We start from the raw sequence: 21,928 nt of genomic DNA on the forward strand, positions 1-21,928 counted from the left end.
GACCACTAACACCCCATGCTCAGCACCTACCGCAAAGCCATCGCCCTGCTCACCCCCCCGCGAACGCCGCCGGTGCGGTCGCAGCAACGAATCGTCCACGCCCACTCGATGACGGCCATGCTATTCAACTGCACCCAAGTAGCATGAACACGGTCGTATTGATGTCTCGCAAAGCCTTCAACCGCGTATGGCGCAGCCGATTCGCGCGCAACGTGGCGGTGGTTGCCTCCGGTACGGCTGGAGCCCAGGCCATCACCATGGCCTTCGCTCCGCTCATCACACGCATCTACGGCCCGGAAGCATTCGGCCTGCTGGGCACCTTCACGGCCATCGTCGCGGTGGTCACGCCACTGGCCGCTCTGGCCTATCCCATTGCCATCGTCCTGCCCAGGGAGGACCGTGATGCCCTTGGGCTGGTAAGGCTCTGCATTATCCTGTCGTTTGCAATGGCCCTGCTGGCTACCGGACTACTCTGGCTGGGGGGGGATTGGCTCATTGCCATCCTGAACGCAGAATCAGTCGCCGGGTTTCTGTTCTTAATTCCCCTGGCCATGCTGTTTTCTGCCTGGTTGCAGATTGTTCAGCAGTGGTTGATCCGCAAAAAGGAATTTGGCGTGATTGCCCGCACCGCGGTTGCACAGTCCCTCATTCTGAATAGCGCCAAATCAGGTATCGGCTGGCTTAACCCGGTAGGTGCCATGCTGATCGTTATCGCTACAGCTGGCCATTTATTGTACGCCGCAATGCTGTTCATCGGTGCCCGTAGTCAGTACCCGCGCAGCTCGGACAAGCTTCAGGAAGGGGCAGCGGTTTCTCTTAAGGAACTAGCTCGTCGCCACCATGATTTTCCCCTCTATCGTGCGCCACAGAACTTCATCAACGCCGCTTCTCAAAGCCTGCCCATCCTGATGCTTGCGGTATTCTTCGGGCCAGCTGCGGCAGGGTTTTATACACTGGGACAAATGGTCATGGGCATGCCGAGCACGCTCATCGGAAAGGCTGTGACTGACGTCTTTTATCCACGGATTACGGAAGCTGCGCACAAAGGCGAAGACCTTATACAGCATATTATCCGGGCAACCGCCGCACTGTTCGCTATCGGTATCGTGCCCTTCGGTCTTGTCATTCTGTTCGGCCCTTGGCTTTTCAGTTTTGCGTTCGGTACGGAATGGGCGATAGCCGGGGAATATGCACGTTGGCTTGCGCTTTGGTTATTGGCTGCGTTCATGAACCGGCCATGCGTTGCGACCATGCCAGTGTTATCTCTCCAGCGCGGCTTCCTGCTTTACGAGATTTTTAGTGTGATTGGACGGACCTCGGCCATACTGCTGGGCTTTATGCTATTTCATAGTGATTTAATTGCTATAGCACTGTTTTCTGCCGTTGGTTTTGTTTTGAACTTGGTGTTGATCAGTTGGGTGCTGAATATTGCTCATAGTCGTGATGAAAAAAAACTAGCGATGAATATGGATCAATTTATTAATGACTAAATTAGATGATGATGTGGACGAGCTTAGAAAAGACCTTCGAAAGCGAGCACTCCCCTTCGGCTGGTTCGAAAGGCTTGGCTCTGGGTCAGTACGATTTACAACTGATCACTCTGGTAGCGTCCCCCTCTATTATGCGCAGGTGGAAAATAAGGTACTTGCCGGCAACACACCATTAGAAGTAGTGAGGCAGATGAAGGGATCGACATTCGACCCTGTATCGGTTGCTGATTTTATATTAAATGGAACCGTTTGCTACCCTTATACGCTGTTCAAAGATGTCTATGTTGTACCCCCTGGCGCTGTTACAGTGATTAAGGCTGATTCAATTTGCTCCAAGCGTTTTTATTTGCCAGAAGAACTTAGGGATAGCGCCAGTGTTCAGCAATGGGGTGCGAGATTGCATGAGGAAGTCGAGCGTGCTTTATTGATCGGCTTGAAAGGTAAAAGAGAAATTAAAGTTCTATTCTCAGGTGGTGAGGATTCACGTGCAGTGGTAAGTCTCATCCCAAGAAGCATCGACTGTGAGTTAATAACTTTTGCCGACAACTATAACCGTGAGGTTCGCCTTGCAGAGCGCGCCGCGAAAGCTTTAAAGCGACCTTTTAGATTTATTCAAAGGCCTGAAGGTTTCTATAGAAAAGATATAAGGGGGCGCACACTATCCATTGGCGGTAGCTTTGATGTAGCACACACGCATGTCTATGGTGAGCTGGCCAGCAATCTTGGAAATGCGGATGCTATCGTAGGCGGCTTTACTTCTGACAGCTTATTTAAAAGCCTTCTGGTTCAGGGGATTCGAAAAAGCGTTAAACGGTTAGGTCCGGAAAGAATCGAAAGTAAGTTCGTGCCAACCCCTGTTGGTATAGCCAACCCCCTTAATCATAGCTGGCTAGCCGAAGATGTAGCGAAAGAAGTTAATGAAAGGCGCTGGGCGCATCATAAAAAAATTGAAGAATTTAGGCCTTACTCTGCTAGTAATTGGCACTGGTTATGGCCGCTGGGTTGTCACCAGGGGCATTATGCTCACTACTTAGCAATAAAGAATTTAAGATGCTCCGTTGTTGAGCCGTTTCTTGCTCCCCAAGTATATAGCTTAGCCGCCTTAATGCCGGATGAGTTTCGCGCAGATCGTAAAGCGTTCCGCGAGGCATTTGCTAGATCTATGGGCTTGGCTGGTTGGTTACCAACGAGTTCCGGAAGAATACCTCGACTGGGAGGTTATACCGGGCATTGGCTCGAGTTCACTACCGTAAGTTCGCGCATGGCAAGAGATAGGTTATCAAATTTTCTTGCTAGCATTCTCGGGAGACCAAAAACTGCGCAAGGAGCATGGAATTCAGATCATGGTTCATTTCGGTACGATTTCTGCCAGCAAATCACAGCTCTCCAAGTAGAGCAATTACGGCAACTTTTGGGCAAAGTCCTAGCTCCGGTGGAAGCATCAACATTCCTTGAGCCTGGGGGTGGCAGGGCCCCTGATTGGGTGCGACATAGGCTGCTTCAAGTAGCTTACCTGATGGATGAGTAATGAAATGAATAAAAAACAGGTTGACAAGTCACATTACGAATTTAGCAGGTATGTCCACAAGCCCCGCTGGGCTAGCATGTGGCACCAGTTAGATGAAGTGATCAAGCTCAATCCAGGAAGTGTTTTGGAAGTCGGTCCCGGCCCGGGCTTATTCAAGGCCATGGCGCAAGCGATGAACGTCCACGTCGAAACCCTGGATCTGGATCCAGAGTTAAACCCGGACCATGTGGCTTCCGTATTCGAGATGCCGTTTGACGACGGACAATTTGATGTCGTTTGCGCCTTTCAGATGCTTGAGCACCTGCCGTTTGAAAAAAGTCTGGGGGCCTTCAAGGAAATGGCAAGAGTGGCCAGCAATAGCGTAGCTATATCCTTGCCTGATGCTGCTACGCGTTGGCCGTTTTCTGTCCACATACCAAAGATTGGTTCAGTTAAGTTTTCCGTACCCAGGCCACGGTTGCGCCCCTTGGTACATGAGTTCAACGGTGAGCATTACTGGGAAATCAGTAAGGCTGGTTACCCCCTGTCAAGAATAATCTCGGAATTTACGGAAAACGCACCTGTCGAGTTAACAAAGACTTTCAGGGTTCCCGAATATCCGTATCATCGCTTCCTGATATTCAAAGCCTGAATGGGAAAGCGGTCTGTCACTGGTATGCTAAAGTTCCCGGTTTTCCCTCACGCTGCGAGCTCCAATAGCCGCGCGATCAGGGAATTTTGTGGGTTTTTGGGCGAATCCAGGCAACGGATACCAAAACCCTGATCGAGGCGAATATCTCCCTGCATGGCGCCGAGGCGGACGGCTGGGAATCCGGGCCCGTTGAAAAACTCACTCGTAGTCACCCCAGGATCCGTTACCAGGAAACCGGCAACGTGGTGGAACCCATGGATCGCCCGCTCATCGAGACTGCCGTCAAGGCCCTGAACATCCGTGGGGTGTACCTGCGTGGCAGCCATATCCGCTGCAAGGAAGGCGTGCTCCCACCTTATTTTGATGGGGATCTGAATCTCACGCCCCAGTTTCGCGGCAAGCAGGATGGCAGGATCGACATCCTGAGCCTCGTGGACAATACCAGTGTGTCGGAATCGGCCCCCCTGTGGGTGAGGAGACCGTGTACCTGGAGATCACGGCGGATTTCAGCGCCGAATACGACATCCGCGACAGCATTTGAAGATGAAACGCTGCGGCCCGCGATTGAGGAATTTGCCCGCTACAACGTGGGCTATCACATCTGGCCAAGGCCCTGCTCCCGCAGCGCTTCGCCGGCAAGGCCAGCTCCCCAGGTCAGCTCCAAACACGCTTCCCCGCAGCTGAAACCCCATGCATCTTGACCACCTAAGCCTCGAACACTTCCGCGCCTGCGACCAGTTGGAGCTGGAACTGGGGAAGCGGCTCACCGTGCTGCTGGGTAACAACGGTAGCGGTAAAACCTCCGTGCTGGATGGTATCGCCATCGGCTTGGGGGCCATCCTCACGCATCTCCCAGGGGTGTCGGGCATCACCTTCAAAAGGGCTGGCGACATCCGCCAGCGGGGCGACGCTCTGGCAGCCTACACTCGAGTGGCGCTGGGCACGCCTTCGGGCGTGAAGTGGGATCGAATTCAACGGCGTGACAAGAGCAAGGCCACGGCAACCGCCACACCCATGGCCAATGGCCTCAAGGCACTGGAAGCCTACCTGGACCGCACCGTCATCGACCCCATGAATGCCGGCCATAATTATGAGCTGCCCATAATGGCCTACTACGGTGTGAGCCGCGCAGTGCTCGAGGTACCACTTCGGCGCAAGGGTTTCCCAAAAAGCCATACACGAATGGAGGCATTGAATGGCACGCTGGATGCTCAGAGCAGCTTCAAGTCAGCATTCATCTGGTTTTATAACAAGGAAAACGAAGAACACCGTCTTCAAAAGGAGAAGCGCAGTTTTGATGTCAGCTTGAAGGAACTGGACGCCGTTCGTCGCGCCATTGGGCTGGTCTTTCCCGACATCAGTAATCCTCACATCGAACTCAACCCCCTGCGGCTGGCTGTAACCCATCACGAAGAAACGTTGGATCTCATGCAACTCAGCGATGGTTACAAGACCCTGCTGGGCCTCGTGATCGATTTGAGCATGCGCATGGGCCTGGCAAACCCGCATCTTAGCGACCCCTTGAGTGCCGAGGCCGTGGTGATGATCGACGAAGTCGAGCTTCACCTGCATCCCTCATGGCAACACCGCGTACTCGCTGATCTACTACGCACCTTTCCCAATGCCCAGTTCATCCTGACCACGCATACCCCCTTTATCGTGGAGGCACTGAACAATCACCTCAAGCGCCAACAACTGGGCAACGAGCCAACGGGTGACAAGGACATTGATCGCCTACTGCCGCTCAATGGCGATGACGTGCGTGCTTACCTACTGGAAAACGGCATCAAAAAGTCCCTGATTGATGAAGCAAGCGGTCTAATGGATGACACCTTGCTGATGCACTTCAATGACATCAACCTGCTCTACGACCGAATGCGTGATATCGAATGGAATCGACGGAATGATCAACACGGGCCCGTATAGTCACTGTGAGTGCAAGCGGATGGGCAACATCTATCGGGTATGCCAATCCGAGTTGATGCTCGAAGAGAGGGGTAAAAAGATCTGCCTCACTCCGCGTGGGAGCGAGGAAGCCAAGGCACTGGTGCTCGACGGCTGCATGTTCACAGACAACGACACCAAGTGCGACGCAATGTATCTTTTCAAGGGAAGCAACAAGAAAGTCATGGCGCTGGTAGAGTTGAAGGGAACAGGCGACCTTGCCCATGCTTTTGTCCAACTCGCCTACACCCGCAATCATCGGCCCGAGTACATCGATTTGAAGAGCCTTCTCGACGAATCAGGCCCCGGCTGCTGTGTCGGGTAGCGGGGCGCCGGTAACGTCGCCTCGCTACCCGACACATATGGGCGAGAGTGCATACCATAGTGGGCTACTCGGCGCATGCGGATCAGCACAACCTGCTCGACTTCATCTAGGGCACCCCCACCCCGCCCCCGGGAAATCCGCTTGGTCCATGGCGAAACGGATACCTGGACAAATCTATTTTCAGTGTTGCCAGCCTTTGTGCTCAAGGAGAAGCTTTTGCATCACTCAATCGAGGTAAAGACGGCCCGCAGCATTGCCGAATTAATTGGCGTGGTCGAAACTTTCGAGTTAACACAAAAGGGCAACCCCGTCTACTTTCGGGGCGAAAATCAGGACCATAAAGTTGGTGCGCTCAGGCCAAGTATTTATCGCACACCGCAGCGCCTTTGCGAGGAGTACAAAACCTACCGCGAAATGCAGCGCTTCAACGACCACGAATTCACTGCAGACAAGACCGCCTTCGATAAACTCAGTCGAATGCAGCACTATAGTATGCCCACTCGGCTAATCGATCTCAGCGAAGACATCTTGAGTGCACTGTATTTCGCGCTTGATGGTAGAAAGAATAACAATCAAGCAGCGGTCTACCTCATTGAGATCGACCAAAGCCAGGTCAAGTATTATGACTCAGATGCTGTCAGCGTTGTTGCCAACTTGGTCAAATCACCACTTAGCGATGGCTGCACGCCGCGTAAGTCCAAACAAGCAATACACGAGGATGCTAACAAGTACAGGACGCACCGCGAAGCCTTTAATGGAACGGAAAGTGCGGGTTATCTATTGCATGACATCAAGGAGGAGAAAAGCTATTTCAGCCACAAGATCGACCCCATTCATCTATTTTCCATCCTATTCGTCAAGCCCAAGTTGACCAATAACAGACTCCATGGACAAAAAGGCGCTTACCTGCTGTTTGGCCTTAACGAACAGGATATCAACAACTCGATTCCGATATTCGTAGAAGATACTCCAGATCATCTTTCCTTGAATTCGACTATTCACAGTGAACAATTTCCCATTCGGAAAATCACCAAAGTCCTAATCAGTTGCGAGATCCGCATGGAACATCTGGAGAAACTCGGCATCACAACGCCCTACATTTATCCAGAACTGGATCACGTCTCTCACTATCTTTCAAAAACATTGGAGCAGTGATGCGCCTTTCGAACTTGCTTGATAATGGACCCGGTGCCTCTCAGCCTGCAACGTCGAGCGGCTTTGGTGAATACCTCTGTGGGAAGTGTCCCTCTGTGCAAGCCCTACCCTCTTGAGAGCGGTCCTTTGTGGGAGTAGGCCAACTCCCACGGGGGCTGCAAAGAACCGGTATCCCATCGAAGACAGCTCCCTGAGGCGCCCAGGTAAATGACGCTCAACCCGCTTTTTCCCGGTTCGCATTGAAGCAACGCTGGACTGCTTGAATGAGCCGATGGTCCGCGAACGAGAGCCAAAGGCATCGCGTGATCCAGAACTGGCGAAAGATCGAGGAGTCACAGACATGACCGATTTTCTGGACCGTTGGGCCGCCGAAAGCCCGGAAAACGCCCGGCTCGTCGCCCAGGAACGCCTCATTACCCAGGTTACCGAGGCGCTGTGGCAGGAAATGGAAGAGGCTGGAGTCAACAAGGCCGACCTGGCGGCGCGCATGGGCACGACCCGGGGCTACGTTTCGCAGATCCTGAGTGGGTCGCGCAACATGACCCTGCGCACCCTGTCGGACATCTGCTTTGCCCTGCGCAAGGAGGCGGATATCTCCCTGCATGGCGCCGAGGCGGACGGCTGGGAATCCGGGCCCGTTGAAAAACTCACTCGTAGTCACCCGAGGATCCGTTACCAGGAAACCGGCAACGTGGTGGAACCCATGGATCACTGGAAGACCGCGGCCTGAGCCATGGATCGCGCGCTCATCGAGACCGCCGTCAAGGCCCTGGGCATCCGTGGGGTGTACCTGCGTGGCAGCCATATCCGCTGCAAGGAAGGCGTGCTCCCACCTTATTTTGATGGGGATCTGAATCTCACGCCCCAGTTTCGCGGCAAGCCGGATGGCAGGATCGACATCCTGAGCCTCATGGAGCAGCCGGAGGGGGAGCCACACCGGGTTGTCCTGTGCCACTTCCAGGCCGGTGTCCGCCTCGTGGACAATGCCAGTGTGTCGGAAGCGGCCCCCGTGGATGAGGAGGCCGTGTACCTGGAGATCACGGCGGATTTCAGCGCCGAGTACGACATCCGTGACGGCATTGAAGACGAAACACTCCGCCCTGCGCTTGAGGAATTTGCCCGCCACAACCTGGGCCATCACATCTGGCCTTACTGGCGGGAATACGTACAGGGCACTTGTGCCCGTATGGGTATCCCTCCCATCCCCATCCCCATGTATCTGCTCAAGGACCGCGACACCGGCGAGACATCGGAACCCTGAGTCGGTGTCGTTCAGTCAGCAACGTCGATCGGCATTGGCGAATCCTTCTGTGGGAGTGGGCCCTTGTGTGGAGCTGGCCCCCGTGGGAGCGGGCCTCGCCCGCGAAAGCGGCGGGCACCCAGGCATGGCCATGGCGCTGCTGCCGCAGCGCATCGCCGGCAAGGCCAGCTCCCACAAGGCCCACGGTGGCGGATGGCCGGTCGGGGAGCGGGCCATCGAGTGGTGAAATCCAGGGCTTGCAACAGGAGTGCACATGACCGATCAAGACATCGACAGGCCCACGAACCACGACAGCCCCTGGAAGGAGGCCCTGGAGCACTACTTCCAGGAATTCACGCAGTTGCTGTTCCCGGCAATCCACGCTGAGGTGGACTGGTCCCGGGGTTACAACCCCATGGACAAGGAACTGCAGCAGATCACGGCGGATGCCAACAGTGGTCGACGCCATGCGGACAAGCTGATCCGGGTGTATGCCCGGGATGGCAGTGAGACCTGGGTGCTGATCCACGTGGAAGTCCAGGGCGAGCCGGAGGAAGGATTTGCCCAGCGGATGTACACTTACCAGTACCGCTTGCGGGATCGCTACGGGGTGGATGTGGTGAGTCTGGCGGTGCTGGCGGACACCCGCGAGAGCTTTCGGCCGTCAGCCTTCCACTACGAGCGCTGGGGGTGCAAGCTATCCTTCACGTTCCCCATGGCCAAGTTGATCGATTGGGAAGCCCGCTGGGCGGATCTGGAGGCCAGCGATAACGTCTTTGCCCTGGTGGTGATGGCGCAGATCAAGGCCAAGCGCATCAAGGATGGTGCCACGCGCAAGGACATCAAGATCGCCCTGATTCGGCTGCTGTACGAACGGGGCTATGGCCGCGAGCAGATCGTGCAGTTGTTCAGGATCATCGACTGGATGATCCAGTTACCCAGAGAGCTGGAACCGGGTTTTGTGCAGGCGGTCTTTGCCCTACAGGAGGAGAAGAAGATGCCTTACGTGAATACCATTGAGCGTGTTGAGCGTGAGAAAGCGCTTCAGCAGGGGCTCCAGCAAGGGCTTGAGCAAGGTCTTGAACAAGGTCTTGAACAAGGTCTTGAGCAAGGGCTTGAACAGGGGGTTGGTCAGGGTCGCCAGCTGGAAGCCCGGCGTATTTTGCATCGGCAGCTGAGCAAGCGCTTTGGGGAGTTGCCCGATTGGGTTTCAGAGCAGTTGGAGGCAGCGGATGTCGATCAACTGGAAGCCTGGTCTGAAGAGATTCTCGTTGCTGAAAGCCTGGATACGCTGTTCAGGCACTGATCCTGTCTTTCCTCAGGAAAAAAACAGACACCTTTTCGTTACTTGTGGGAGCGGGCCTCGCCCGCGAAGGCGGCGGGCACGTTCAACCATTTCTCAAGGACTCACCATGGCCATGCACCAACGCTGGACTCTGCATGTCGAGCAATTTGCCAGGTTCCAGCAGGCCGATATCGAACTGCGACCACTCACACTATTCGTGGGGGAGAACAACAGCGGCAAGAGCTACATGGCCACGCTACTATGGGGCGTTCTGGCTCTGGGACGAACCCTGTTCCCGTCCAGCGCACCCGCCACCAAGACCTACAAGGCTTGCCAGATACGCCTGTCACACCTGTTGGGGGCGGCGCTGAACGAGGCCCACCACGAAAACCGGCAACCGGAGATCTCACTCACCGGCGAAGACCAACAATACTTCATCGACTGGTTCAATGAGTTGCTGCAACAGCATCGCAACAAACTCGCGATGCGGCTGTTCGGGAATGACGCCATTACCATCGGGCGATTGAGCCTGCGGCACTACCAGCGCCACAAGCCATTGCGGATCAAGCTCGAAACCCTGAACCCCTCAGCACGCATCAGTGCCAGAGGCGAGCACAGCGTACAGCTGCCCCTTTGGGAGCAGGACACACTGCCCAAGGGCCAGGATCAATACCGCGCCCTATGCATGATCACCTGGAAACTGGTGGCAGGCGACATCAGCGTGCCATTGTTTGGTCCGCGCAGCACATCACGGCGTAGCGATGGGGAGCCACTGTTTCTGCCGGCCTCCCGTACCGGCTTCATGCTGACCTATCGATCACTGGTCGGCGATGCCCTTAGCCTGTTTGATCCCGGCCTTTCGGAGGAGGACGGATCCACCGCAAGCGAGTTCACACTGCCGATCGTGCGCTTCCTGCAGGCATTGGCTGAACCCGGCAACCCAAAGGGCGCCAGACACGCAAAACTGGCCCACTGGCTGGAGCGGGAACTGCTCAAGGGGCAAGTGAAACAGAGCACCCACGGGGCTCTCCCCACCTACCACTACCTGCCGGAAGGGCAAGGCAACCGGCGCCTGCCCATGTATCTCACATCGTCGCTGGTGGCAGAACTCACCCCCATCGTGCACTTCCTCAAGCACAAGCCTGGCTATCGCTCCCTCATCATCGAGGAGCCAGAAGCCCACCTTCATCCCAAAGCCCAGCGCCTGATGGCGAGAGCCCTGGTCAGGCTGGTGAACGCAGGACTGCCGGTGATGGCCACCACCCATGGCGACACGCTCTTCCAGCAACTGAACAATCTCGCCGCCCTGCACACCCACCCGCAGCGCAGCGCCCTGATGCAACAACTGGGCTATGAGAAAGCAGAGCTGCTCAAACCCGATGACGTGGCTGCCTATCAGTTCCGCCGTGAGGGCACTGCCACCCATGTGAACCCACTGGAGCAAACCGAGCTGGGTATGGTTGTGTCTACCTTCAATGAGCCGCTATCCGAACTGTTTGATGAAGTAATGCGCCTGCAGGATACGGCCTTCAAGGATGAAAGCAATGGAACCAACAGCAAGGCTTGAACAGCGCCTCACATGGATAGAGCCGGACCACTTTGAACGTGGCCAAACGGTACATGTCATCGAAAAAAGTCAGGATGGAGCGGGCACAGCAACCTTTCTGTCGCCGGCCAAAAATCAACTCCTCCGTTTCAATCTGAGCGAAGTCAATCGACTCCGGTTCATCAAGCAGCGCCGCGTGGCCGATGGCGTTCTAGTGGAACTGAGTAATGATGGCCTGCCTCTCAGACTACACTTGATTGAACTCAAAAGTGGGTTGACCTTGAGCGATTGGAACAAGGTCAAGCAGCAGCTCCTCGGCGCGCTGCACAACGCTCACGCCCTTATGGGGCTCTTGGGTCTCCCCATGCCGGACCAGATAGAGTGTCACACCTGCTACCGGAGGGACCGCATCAGCCCACAAGACAGCGCGCATCCAGTACTCTTCAAGCCGGGCGTTGGAACACGAATAGAAGATCACCCGGCATACGACTGGATCAATGGCTACTGCGAATTGAGCAGTGACTTTCCAAGATTACCTCATCATCGACATCAGCGAGATGAGCAGGGTAATGCGGAAATTGCGCTTTGAACAGCGCTCCGGACAAGGCGAAATACCATTCCCCCCATACCTCACATCACCCACCACGGCGGCGCCACCGGGCTGTCGCAGCGCATCGCCGGCAAGGCCAGCTCCCACGATGGTGGATGGCAGGTCAGGTGGCAGGCTCTTTAGCCTGGAACAACACCGCCGATGGATTACCCCGGTTTATGGGTTGCACCGGCCCTGGGCAAGCAGGCGTTTGATCACCCCGCCAACGTGGTGGCCAAGCTGGCCCGCGGCTATCTGGAAGGGGAAGATGGCCAGGGATTTGCCACAAGATTACGCCGCATGGTGGAGGGGCTGGAAGCCCATGTGAAGCCGGATGTCGTATTGATAGACAGCCGCGCCGGATTGCACGAAACGGTGGCTGCCAACCTGCTGCATTTGAGTGCCGAGGTGTTCCTGTTCGCCGTGGATTTGCCGGCCACCTGGGAGGGTTACCGATATTTGCTATCCCACCTGGCGCAGCTGGCCCAGCCAGGAGATGAGTCGGCGCCACGGGCACCTGACTGGCGGGAGCGTTTTCACATGGTACAGGCACGCTCCAGCATGCGTGAGGAGGATAAGCGTCGTTTTGCATCCCGAGCCTTTCATGTATGGATCGATACGCTCTACGACGAACTATCACCGGACGAACCGTCGGATGAACCGGTGGGCGCCACACCGGCCTTTACCTTTGATGAGTTCGATACCGATGCGCCGCACTGGCCGTTATCCGTTCTCAGAAGCGATCACTTCGAGGCGCTCGATCCCATGGTGGAACTGGCCAGTATCGGCGAGAACGCCATACGGGAATCCTTCGGTGAACTCTTTGAAGGGTTAAGCCGTTGCCTTGCCATGCTTGAGGAAGGCACGTCATGACCCACCACCAATCCTTGTTTCAGGCACTCTCTCCGGCCTTTGAGGCCATTCCGGAAGAAGTGGCCCACCACGGCACGGCACCACCGGAGCCCGCCACTGTGTACGTGGTGCCAGGCCATGAGAGCGCATTGAACCCGGATACTGCGGTGGTGGTGGGCGACAGAGGCACCGGCAAGAGTTTCTGGAGCTCGGCACTCAATAGCGAAGCCACCCGGCTGGTCATTGGCCAGCAGCTAAAACGCCTGCGCCTGGAAAACACCCGGGTGGGCTGGGGCTACTCATCGGAAACCAGCAACCGCAACCACCCTTCACGGCGGGTTTTGCAGTGGTTGCTGGAGCGGCACTCCAATCCTGAAGATATCTGGCGCACGGCAATCCTGCACCGGCTGCTGGAAAACTCCGGTAACGCGTTCTTTCAGGGCGCCGAAGACTGGCCGGCGCGCATACAGCGCGTGGCAGACAATCCGGAAATGGGAGAACGCCTGTTTGCGTCGTTCAACGACGACCTGGAAGCCCGAGGGGAGCGGTATCTACTGGTGTTCGATGCCCTTGACCGCCTGGGGAGTGATTGGGCTCAGATCCGCACCTTATTGCGTGGCTTGCTGCGTGTGGGCCTGGATTTACGGGAATATCGCGCCATCCGCACCAAGTTCTTCCTGCGCCAGGACATGTGGGAAGACTCATCCCTATGGGCCTTTCCCGATGCATCCAAACTGACCCATGGCCGCGTGTTATTGCAGTGGCACCGGGCCGATCTGTATGCCCTGCTATGGCATCACCTGGCCAATCATGCGGGGGCCGGCCCGGCATTCCGTGAGTGGGTTGAGCGCGAATACGCCGACGCATTTGCCCGGATCACCACCCACGGCACCACCGTTTACGTGGTGCCCGAGTCCCTACGCACCCAGGAAACCCACCAGGCCACCTTGCTGCAGGTGATCGCCAGCCGGTTCATGGGCCCGAACCGTCGCCGTGGCAACACCTTCACCTGGCTGCCCACCCATCTGGCCGATGCCAAGGGCCAGGTCAGCCCCCGAAGTTTCCTGGTGGCACTGAAACAGGCCCATGCCGTCACCCAGCGGCACTACCCGCAAGCCGATGTGCTTCTGCACTACGAAGGCATCAAAAAAGGCGTTCAGGAAGCATCCCGTCTGCGCCTGAGAGAATTGCAGGAGGACTACCCATGGATCCAGCAGGTGCTGGAGCCCCTGCGAGGCATGACCGTGCCCGCCCATGCGGACGAACTGCACGACCGCTGGCGCGACAGCGGCGTGGTCAACAACCTGCTGCAAGCCGCTGCAGACAACAGCCAAAGCCAGGAAGACAGCGAAAGGCCCTACCTGCCACCCCATGGCCTTGAACAGCAGGCACAAGAGGAAACGCTCACCCAGGTGCTGATCGGCATCGGCGTGATCAACCGCACCGCAGACGCACGCCTGAACATGCCGGACCTGTTCCGCGTGGCTGCGGGCATTGGTCGGCGCGGTGGGGTGCGGCCGATACGATGAGCAGTGCGCCCATGCCTCACATCACCCCCCCACGGCGGCATGACCGGCAGCTGCAACCGGATCCGGAGCCTACTTCAGGACAGCTGGCGCACCCCCGGCCGCGCATCCCGCTGAGCCAGGCATGGCCGGCACCCCGTAGCAGGTTCTTTGTGGGAGCGGGCCTCGCCCGCGAAGGCGGCGGGCACCCAGGTATGCCCAGGGCGCTGCTGTCGCAGCGCATCGCCGGCAAGGCCAGCTCCCACGGTGCCAGGCCAGCTCCCCAGGTCAGTTCCAAACACGTTCTCCCGCAGCTGAAACCCCATGCATCTTGACCACTTAAGCCTCGAACACTTCCGCGCCTGCGACCTGTTGGAGCTGGAACTGGGGAAGCGACCCACCGTGCTGCTGGGCAACTGCGAAAAGGGGTCTGTCACCTTTTCCCCTTTTCCCCTTTTCCATGCGATCATTTAAAGCCGAGTAACGCGGCTCGGGTTTAAGCAGCCAACAGAATCAAATACACGTGTTAAAGTCTTTCTGACGTTCGTGGCCGAGAAGGGCAAGATACCGATGCTGAGCAAACTCTATTTTCACCAATACCGCTGCCTTCAGAATTTTGAAGTAATTCTCAAAGAAGAACAATCAGCTTTATTGCTAGGCAGAAACGGTGCGGGCAAATCCAGCTTCTTTGATGCGGTAGAAGTCTTGCAGCAGATCGGGCGTGGCGTAACGCTGCTGAAAGATTTGGTCAGCGAAAGCGACTTCGCCTTCGGGGAGACCCATAAACCCATCCATCTGGAGATTACCGCGACACTTGAAAAGCAAGTCTACGAATATATCCTGGAGGTGGAACTGCCCGAGCATTTCAGCCAGCCCCGCATCCGCCAGGAATCATTGAAAGTAAATGGCAAAACCCATTTTTCCCGTGAAGAAGGAAGAACATACCTAGGGAAAAGTGCAGAGTTTACCCTGGATTGGCACCACGTGGGCTTGCCTCTCATCTCTACTCGAAATAACGATGAACCGATTGCCCGTTTTCGCGAGTGGTTGGCGCGAATCATTGTGTTAGCCCCAGTGCCCGGCGATTTCAGGCGAGCCAGCAAGCAAGAAACGCCTTACCTGGAACGCAATGCGAGCAATACCTTGGACTGGGTTCGCCACCAACTGGCTGTTTATCCCGCACTGTATTCCAAAATCGAAGACTTCATAAAGCTGCGCATGCCAGACTTTGCCAACTTCAAATTTGAAAGCACCGGAAAAAATGAAAAGGAATTAGTTTTCAAGTTCAGCGGGGAGAACTCCAAAAGTCTGGAACTGAATTTTCATCAGTTATCGGATGGCGAAAAAATATACTTCCTGACCGCAACAGTCCTGGCCGCCATTATCAATGAAGAATCCATTCTGTGCCTGTGGGATGAGCCTGACAACTACATTTCTCTTCCTGAGCTAAGCCACTTTATAATGGCCTGCAGGAAAGCCTTCGAGAACAGCACCGTTGAGTCGCAATTGGTCATTTCCAGCCACAATCCCCGAGCCATCAACGAATACTCGGAGCACAATACTTTCCTCATAACCCGGCAATCGCACCTGCACCCTTCCCGACTGGAACGCGCAGCAGATAAAGAATACTTGAGCGCGACCTTCATTGATGCCTATGAGAATGGAGAGCTCGATTAATGGCGGTGAACCGATACAGAAAGCATTTGGTTATTTATCTTGAAGACAAGCCATACCGGGGCATTGTGAATGGCCTGAAAACCATACCTTCAGTGAATGACTGCGTAATTGATGCTAGGCCACCCAGTGGCGGCTGGGGAAGAGTATTTGCGGATCTTGAGGATAACCTGAACCTGCTGAATAACCGCCCCGCAATGCATGCCCTGTTACTGATGGATTTCGACAACGATTTTATTTCAAGAAAGAAAAAATTTGATGAAATATTAAAGGGCCAGTCCTGCAGGGAACGCGTTTTTCTTTTGGGTATCGATGAGAAGGAAAGCGAAGACCTCAAGGCAACACTTCAAGAAAGCAACAACGAAGCGGTAGGCAAGCGCCTCGTGGGTACCTGCCCAGATGAAACATCCGTTGATTGGCAAAACCCGCACCTAAGGTGTAATAAACACGAGATTGCTCGAATGCGCAATGCCGGGGTATTGGCATGGCTGTTCTCTTGAGCTTGCTACCCCACATGCCTCACATCACCCACCACGGCGGCGCCACCGGCGTGACCGGCAGCTGCCACCGCCTGCAACTGGACCCCGACCGGGCCCTGCTGGTCGACTGCGGCCTTTTCCAGGGCCACGACGCCCAAGGCGACAACAGCCTGGAACAACACCGCGTGACCTTCCCGGTGGCCGACATCCTCGCCCTGGTGGTCACCCACGTACACATCGACCACATCGGCCGACTGCCCCACCTGCTGGCCGCCGGCTACACCGGGCCCATCCTTTGCTCCATCCCCTCGGCCCGCCTGCTGCCCTTGGTGATCGAAGACGCCCTCAAGGTCGGCTTCACCCGCGATGCCCAACTCATCGAACGCTTCCTCGCCGAAGTGGACAGCCGCCTCGTCCCCCTGGACTACCGCACCTGGCACACCCTCATCCAGGACGACCGACACCACCTGCGCATCCGCCTGCAACGCGCCGGACACATCCTCGGCTCCGCCTACGTGGAAGTGGACATCCAGACCCCGAACAACTACACCCGCGTCGTCTTCTCCGGCGACCTGGGCGCCCCCAACAGCCCCCTACTCCCGGCCCCCGAGCCACCCGAGCGCGCCGACATTCTCGTACTGGAAAGCACCTACGGCAACCGCCAGCACGAAGACCGCAGCACCCGCCAGCAGTGCCTGCGAGCCGCCATCGACCACGCCCTGCAAAACGGCGGCACCGTGATCATCCCCGCCTTCAGCATCGGCCGCACCCAGGAACTGCTCTACGAACTGGAAGACATCCTCCACCACCAGACATACCAGCGACAAATGCGGGAGCAGCCCCCACCCACAAAAAACGAAAGCTCCCCGTGGGAGCGGGCCTCGCCCGCGAAAGGCGGCGGCCCCTTCCCCGTCATCGTCGACTCCCCCCTCGCCGCCCGCTTCACCCAGGCCTACCGCGACCTCAAACCCTACTGGGACGCCGAAGCCCACCAGCGCCTCCACGCCGGCCGCCACCCCCTGGCCTTCGACAACCTTTATACTGTGGACAGCCACGAAGACCACCTGAAAACCGTAGACCACCTGGCCCGCACCCACCGCCCAGCCGTGGTGATCGCCGCCAGCGGCATGGCCGCCGGAGGCCGAGTGGTCAACTACCTCAAACGCATGCTCGGCGACGACCGCCACGATGTCCTGTTCATCGGCTACCAGGCCGCCGGCACCCCCGGCCACGCCATCCAGAAATATGGGCCACGCAGCGGATGGGTGGAACTGGAAGGAGAGCGCGTGACCATACGGGCGGGAGTGCATACCATAGGCGGTTACTCGGCGCATGCGGATCAGAACGATTTGCTGGACTTTATCCAGGGCATCCCTACCTCGCCCAAGGAAATCCGCCTGGTCCATGGCGAAGCGGATGCCCGGGCCTCGCTCAAAGCCCGGGTTGAGCGCTGGGCGGCAGAACAGGACTGCAAGGTCCAGGTCATCCAAAGCCCACCCGAGCACAAGGCAGGATGATAATCGTTATCCGTCCTTTTCAATACCGGGACAGATCTATTTTCAATACTGGCGTATACCGAAGTCAAAGTAATATGCGAATTGATCATACAAAATGAAAGTACTTCACATCATAGGTGGTGATTTAACAAAAGGCGCATTCCTTGGTGCGTATTGGTTGCATACGGGGCTGCAAAATCATGACATTGAATCCAGTATATTAGGTTTTATTCCTGGAAATCAGCTTTCTGATAACATCAGGAGCTATTCGGAGGGTTGGATTGGAAAAAGTTCCGACTGGTTTCTGATGAGGCAAGATGCCATATGGAAAAAAATCTTTAGGAGAGGGTCGTCAAAATCATTTCATGTCGGCTTTTTTGGTCGTGATATATCGCGTCACTGGTCTTATCAGAATGCAGATATTGTGCATCTGCATTGGATGTCTAATGGTGTTGTGAATTGGAGGAATCTCGATTCTATTGAAAAACCGGTGGTGTTAACGTTGAGAGATATGTGGGCATTTACAGGGGGCTGTCATTACTCGCTGGACTGCAGTAGATATCAATCGGGTTGTGGGCTTTGCCCACAAATAGATAGTACCACTCTTAAAGATTTGTCATATTGGTCTGCTCGAATAAAAAAAAAGCATCTAGGGCGTGGTATCAATGCGGTAGTGGGAATAAGCAGTTGGATTGCCGATTGCTCAAAAAAAAGCCAGATCCTCTCTGGCGTGGAAACACGCGTAATACCTAACGGAATCGATACTGACGAGTTTTGGCCTGAAAAACCTAGGTGCGCTAGAACTACCTTAGGAATTGCGAATGATAGCAATATTATTCTCGTTGGCGCTTCTAATGTTAACAGTTTCTATAAAGGTTGGTCGCAATTTATAGAGTGTTTGCAATACGTGAAAAGCCCAAACGTATTGGTGGTCACCTTTGGCAAGCCCCCTGACACCATACCCGCGCATGTGTGCCTTCCCTTCAAGCATCTTGGGTATATTGAAGACAGGCATTCTTTGCGCCTCGCATATAGCGCTGCCGATGTTTTTGTCGCTCCATCCATCCAAGAAGCGTTCGGTAAGACTCTTGTCGAGTCTATGGCTTGTGGTACACCGGTAGTTGGTTTTGATGCTACCGGCCCTGCCGATATTGTTGAGCATATGGTGACTGGGTACAAAAGTAAGCCTTTTGAGGCAAAAGGCTTGGCAGAAGGGATCGATTGGGTTTTAGAGAGAAGGCATGATAAGGAAATGGCGTCTTCATGTGTTTCTCGAGCCAAGAATCTTTTTTCTAACGAAGCTGTGGCAAAGAAATATATTGAATTATATCGCGATTTATTAAGGGGGTAGTTGTGCCAGTAAAAGGTATCGCAAAAAGAATAATAAATTTATCAGGGTTTAACTTGACGCGTATAGCAGCAAATAGCAACTCTTCATACCAACGTATGATTGCCTTAAATCACTTTGATGTAGATCTTATTTTTGATGTCGGAGCGAATGCTGGTCAGTATGCTTTGGAAATGCGTTCTATCGGATATAAAGGTAAAATAGTTAGTTTCGAACCCTTGACAGATGCTCACTCACGTCTTTTAGGGAACGCATCAAAAGATCGACTTTGGGACGTACATGAACGAACTGCTATTGGGGATAAGGAAGGTAAAGTCGAGATTAACTCTTCACAAAACTCTGTCTCCTCTTCTATCCTCCACATGCTCGAATCACATAAAGAGGCCGCATCCACCTCGGGCTATATTGGCAAAGAAACCGTTGATCTGAATACACTTGATAGCATTGGCCGTAAATATATAAAACCTAATAGCCGCTACTATATCAAGATAGACACCCAGGGGTTCGAATCACAAGTTCTTGATGGCGCCAAGGACATACTTCGAGATGCAGTTGGCGTTCAATTGGAGCTTTCCCTTGCCCCACTTTATGAAGGGCAAACCTTGTGGCGAGATCTTATTGATCGCCTGGAACGTGAAGGTTTTACATTGTGGGCGCTTCAACAAGGTTTCACAAATAAAGAAAATGGGCGAACATTGCAAACCGACGGTATATTCTTTCGTGAGGCTTGATTTTCGATGAAAAAAGCACTCATCACCGGCATCACCGGCCAGGACGGCTCCTACCTCGCCGAATTCCTGCTGGAAAAGGGCTACGAAGTCCACGGCATCAAACGCCGCGCTTCCTCCTTCAACACACAGCGCATCGACCACGTCTACCAGGACCCTCATGTGGAGCACCAACGCTTCGTGCTCCATTATGGCGACCTTTCGGACAGCTCCAACCTAACCCGGATACTCCAGGAGGTTCAGCCCCACGAGGTCTACAACCTGGCGGCGCAGAGCCATGTGGCGGTGAGTTTCGAGTCCCCCGAGTACACCGCCGATGTGGACGCCCTTGGCACCCTCCGGTTGCTGGAGGCCATCCGCCTGCTGGGCATGGAAAAGAAGGTGCGCTTCTACCAGGCCAGCACCTCGGAACTCTACGGACTCGTGCAGGAAACACCGCAAAGCGAGACCACCCCCTTCTATCCGCGGAGTCCTTATGCCGTGGCCAAGCTCTATTCCTACTGGATCACCGTGAACTACCGCGAGGCGTATGGCATGTACGCTTGCAACGGCATCCTCTTCAATCACGAATCCCCCCGGCGGGGCGAGACCTTCGTCACCCGCAAGATCACCCGTGGCCTGGCGAACATCGCCCAGGGGCTGGAGTCGTGCCTCTTCCTCGGCAACCTGAATGCCCTGCGGGACTGGGGCCATGCCCGCGACTACGTGCGCATGCAGTGGATGATGCTCCAGCAAGATCATCCCGAAGACTTCGTCATTGCCACCGGCCGACAGGTGTCGGTACGCGACTTCCTCACGATGAGCGCGGCAGCGCTGGGCATTCACCTGAGTTACGAGGGTGAAGGCATCAATGAAATCGCCGTGGTGGAGTCGGTCACCGATCAAGAGGCCGCGCCCGCCGTGAAGCCGAGTGACGTCATTGCCCGTGTCGACTCACGCTACTTCCGCCCGGCCGAAGTAGAAACGCTCCTTGGCGATCCGACGAAGGCGCGCGAAAAGCTCGGCTGGGTTCCCGAAACCACCCTGGAAACCCTGTGTGCCGAGATGATCGCTGAAGACCTCAATGCCGCCCGACGCAGCGCCCTACTGAAAACCCATGGCCTGGAAATCCCCGTAGCGGTGGAGAACCATCATGGCTGACCCGCAACCCAGAATCTTCGTAGCAGGCCATCGCGGCATGGTGGGCCGAGCGATCATTCGTCGGCTGGAGGCGCTGGGGCATACCGCGATCATCATCCGCACCCGCGATGAACTGGATCTCCTGGACCAGCAGGCCGTGCACGCCTTCTTCCAGGAGCAGCGCATCGACCAAGTCTACCTCGCCGCTGCCAAAGTGGGCGGTATCCACGCCAACAACACCTACCCGGCCGACTTCATCCACGACAACCTGGTCATCGAGAGCAACGCCATCCACGCCGCCTTCCAGGCCGGGGTGGAGAGGCTGCTCTTCCTCGGCTCGTCGTGCATCTACCCCCGCGACGCGGCACAGCCCATGGCCGAGGAGGCGCTGCTGACCGGCCCTCTGGAGCCGACCAACGAGCCCTACGCCATCGCCAAGATCGCCGGAATCAAACTGTGCGAGAGCTACAATCGCCAGCACGGCACCGACTACCGCAGCGTGATGCCCACCAACCTCTACGGCCCCCACGACAACTTCCACCCCGAGAACAGCCATGTGATCCCGGCGCTGATCCGGCGCTTCCATGAGGCGAAGGAACGCGGTGACGAGGTGGTGGTGATCTGGGGCAGCGGGACACCACGGCGGGAATTCCTGCATGTGGACGACATGGCGGCGGCCTCGGTGCACGTGATGACCCTGCCCCGGGAGACCTGGCAGGCGCAGGTGAAGCCCATGTGCTCGCATATCAACGTGGGGACGGGGGGGGACTGCACCATTCGGGAGCTGGCGGAGACCATCCAGCGGGTGGTGGGGTTTGAGGGGCGGTTGACCTTTGATGCCAGTCGGCCGGATGGGGCGCCGAGGAAGTTGTTGGATGTGGGGCGGCTTGAAGGAATGGACTGGGGGGCTAAAGTTGGGTTGGAGCAGGGATTGAGTGAGACGTACGATTGGTACAAGACACAAAAGGCTCAAAAGGCTGAAACGAGGCAGTAA

The 21,928-nt window shown here is 55.8% G+C and carries 23 protein-coding genes; all 23 read left to right on the forward strand.

Annotated elements, in window-relative coordinates; all coding sequences use genetic code 11:
- Positions 1-143 precede the first annotated feature (143 nt).
- The 23 genes from LPW29_RS09585 to fcl all read left to right on the forward strand — a co-directional run bounded on the left by LPW29_RS09585 (position 144) and on the right by fcl (position 21,928).
- Positions 144-1,490 (forward strand): lipopolysaccharide biosynthesis protein, encoded by a 1,347-nt coding sequence (locus LPW29_RS09585; protein ID WP_238627811.1) that lies wholly within the window; start codon positions 144-146, stop codon positions 1,488-1,490.
- Positions 1,483-3,018, forward strand: coding sequence for an asparagine synthase-related protein (locus LPW29_RS09590; RefSeq protein ID WP_238627812.1), 1,536 nt, complete (start codon positions 1,483-1,485; stop codon positions 3,016-3,018). Before LPW29_RS09585 ends, LPW29_RS09590 begins: the two co-directional genes overlap by 8 nt.
- A gap of 4 nt (positions 3,019-3,022) precedes the next feature.
- The gene (locus LPW29_RS09595; RefSeq protein ID WP_238627813.1) at positions 3,023-3,649 is read left to right on the forward strand and encodes a class I SAM-dependent methyltransferase; all 627 of its coding nucleotides are present in this window, start codon (positions 3,023-3,025) and stop codon (positions 3,647-3,649) included.
- Positions 3,650-3,735: 86 nt separating this feature from the next.
- A complete protein-coding gene (locus LPW29_RS09600) occupies positions 3,736-4,350 on the forward strand; it encodes a hypothetical protein (protein WP_238627814.1) in 615 nt (204 codons plus the stop codon).
- Positions 4,340-5,575, forward strand: a complete 1,236-nt coding sequence (locus LPW29_RS09605) for an AAA family ATPase (RefSeq protein WP_238627815.1) — start codon at positions 4,340-4,342, stop codon at positions 5,573-5,575. Before LPW29_RS09600 ends, LPW29_RS09605 begins: the two co-directional genes overlap by 11 nt.
- Positions 5,576-5,594: 19 nt before the next feature.
- Positions 5,595-5,918 carry a hypothetical protein gene (locus LPW29_RS09610; protein WP_238627816.1) on the forward strand — a complete coding sequence of 108 codons (324 nt, stop codon included), beginning with the start codon at positions 5,595-5,597 and terminating at the stop codon, positions 5,916-5,918.
- Positions 5,919-5,977: 59 nt separating this feature from the next.
- Entirely contained in the window at positions 5,978-6,028 is a 51-nt protein-coding gene (locus LPW29_RS15645) for a hypothetical protein (protein ID WP_338018689.1), read from the forward strand.
- Positions 6,029-6,059: 31 nt separating this feature from the next.
- Positions 6,060-7,073 carry an FRG domain-containing protein gene (locus LPW29_RS09615; RefSeq protein WP_238627817.1) on the forward strand — a complete coding sequence of 338 codons (1,014 nt, stop codon included), beginning with the start codon at positions 6,060-6,062 and terminating at the stop codon, positions 7,071-7,073.
- Between the two features lie 340 nt (positions 7,074-7,413).
- On the forward strand, positions 7,414-7,803 hold the full coding sequence (locus tag LPW29_RS09620) for a helix-turn-helix domain-containing protein (protein ID WP_238627818.1): 390 nt from the start codon (positions 7,414-7,416) through the stop codon (positions 7,801-7,803).
- 3 nt (positions 7,804-7,806) lie between these two features.
- Positions 7,807-8,334, forward strand: a complete 528-nt coding sequence (locus LPW29_RS09625) for a hypothetical protein (RefSeq protein WP_238627819.1) — start codon at positions 7,807-7,809, stop codon at positions 8,332-8,334.
- A gap of 82 nt (positions 8,335-8,416) precedes the next feature.
- Entirely contained in the window at positions 8,417-8,560 is a 144-nt protein-coding gene (locus LPW29_RS09630; protein ID WP_238627820.1) for a hypothetical protein, read from the forward strand.
- 27 nt (positions 8,561-8,587) lie between these two features.
- Positions 8,588-9,619 carry a DUF4351 domain-containing protein gene (locus tag LPW29_RS09635; RefSeq protein ID WP_238627821.1) on the forward strand — a complete coding sequence of 344 codons (1,032 nt, stop codon included), beginning with the start codon at positions 8,588-8,590 and terminating at the stop codon, positions 9,617-9,619.
- A gap of 106 nt (positions 9,620-9,725) precedes the next feature.
- Positions 9,726-11,165 carry an AAA family ATPase gene (locus LPW29_RS09640; protein WP_238627822.1) on the forward strand — a complete coding sequence of 480 codons (1,440 nt, stop codon included), beginning with the start codon at positions 9,726-9,728 and terminating at the stop codon, positions 11,163-11,165.
- Positions 11,143-11,733: a hypothetical protein gene (locus LPW29_RS09645; protein WP_238627823.1), complete on the forward strand. Its 591-nt coding sequence runs from the start codon at positions 11,143-11,145 to the stop codon at positions 11,731-11,733. Before LPW29_RS09640 ends, LPW29_RS09645 begins: the two co-directional genes overlap by 23 nt.
- 162 nt (positions 11,734-11,895) lie before the next feature.
- Positions 11,896-12,606 carry a hypothetical protein gene (locus LPW29_RS09650; RefSeq protein WP_238627824.1) on the forward strand — a complete coding sequence of 237 codons (711 nt, stop codon included), beginning with the start codon at positions 11,896-11,898 and terminating at the stop codon, positions 12,604-12,606.
- Positions 12,603-14,114 carry a hypothetical protein gene (locus tag LPW29_RS09655; RefSeq protein ID WP_238627825.1) on the forward strand — a complete coding sequence of 504 codons (1,512 nt, stop codon included), beginning with the start codon at positions 12,603-12,605 and terminating at the stop codon, positions 14,112-14,114. Before LPW29_RS09650 ends, LPW29_RS09655 begins: the two co-directional genes overlap by 4 nt.
- 522 nt (positions 14,115-14,636) lie before the next feature.
- Positions 14,637-15,767 (forward strand): AAA family ATPase, encoded by a 1,131-nt coding sequence (locus LPW29_RS09660; protein ID WP_238627826.1) that lies wholly within the window; start codon positions 14,637-14,639, stop codon positions 15,765-15,767.
- A complete protein-coding gene (locus LPW29_RS09665) occupies positions 15,767-16,264 on the forward strand; it encodes a hypothetical protein (RefSeq protein WP_238627827.1) in 498 nt (165 codons plus the stop codon). The genes LPW29_RS09660 and LPW29_RS09665 overlap by 1 nt, the downstream gene beginning before the upstream one ends.
- Before the next feature lie 14 nt (positions 16,265-16,278).
- Positions 16,279-17,760: an MBL fold metallo-hydrolase RNA specificity domain-containing protein gene (locus tag LPW29_RS09670; RefSeq protein WP_238627828.1), complete on the forward strand. Its 1,482-nt coding sequence runs from the start codon at positions 16,279-16,281 to the stop codon at positions 17,758-17,760.
- A gap of 94 nt (positions 17,761-17,854) precedes the next feature.
- Complete coding sequence (locus LPW29_RS09675) at positions 17,855-19,090, forward strand: glycosyltransferase (RefSeq protein WP_238627829.1); 1,236 nt, start codon at positions 17,855-17,857, stop codon at positions 19,088-19,090.
- Between the two features lie 2 nt (positions 19,091-19,092).
- A complete protein-coding gene (locus LPW29_RS09680; protein WP_238627830.1) occupies positions 19,093-19,818 on the forward strand; it encodes an FkbM family methyltransferase in 726 nt (241 codons plus the stop codon).
- A 6-nt stretch (positions 19,819-19,824) separates the two neighbouring features.
- On the forward strand, positions 19,825-20,955 hold the full coding sequence (gmd, locus tag LPW29_RS09685; RefSeq protein ID WP_238627831.1) for a GDP-mannose 4,6-dehydratase: 1,131 nt from the start codon (positions 19,825-19,827) through the stop codon (positions 20,953-20,955).
- Positions 20,948-21,928: a GDP-L-fucose synthase gene (gene fcl, locus LPW29_RS09690; protein ID WP_238627832.1), complete on the forward strand. Its 981-nt coding sequence runs from the start codon at positions 20,948-20,950 to the stop codon at positions 21,926-21,928. The genes gmd and fcl overlap by 8 nt, the downstream gene beginning before the upstream one ends.

The sequence above is a fragment of the Ectothiorhodospira sp. 9100 genome, assembly GCF_022227565.1.
GTDB lineage: Bacteria > Pseudomonadota > Gammaproteobacteria > Ectothiorhodospirales > Ectothiorhodospiraceae > Ectothiorhodospira > Ectothiorhodospira marina.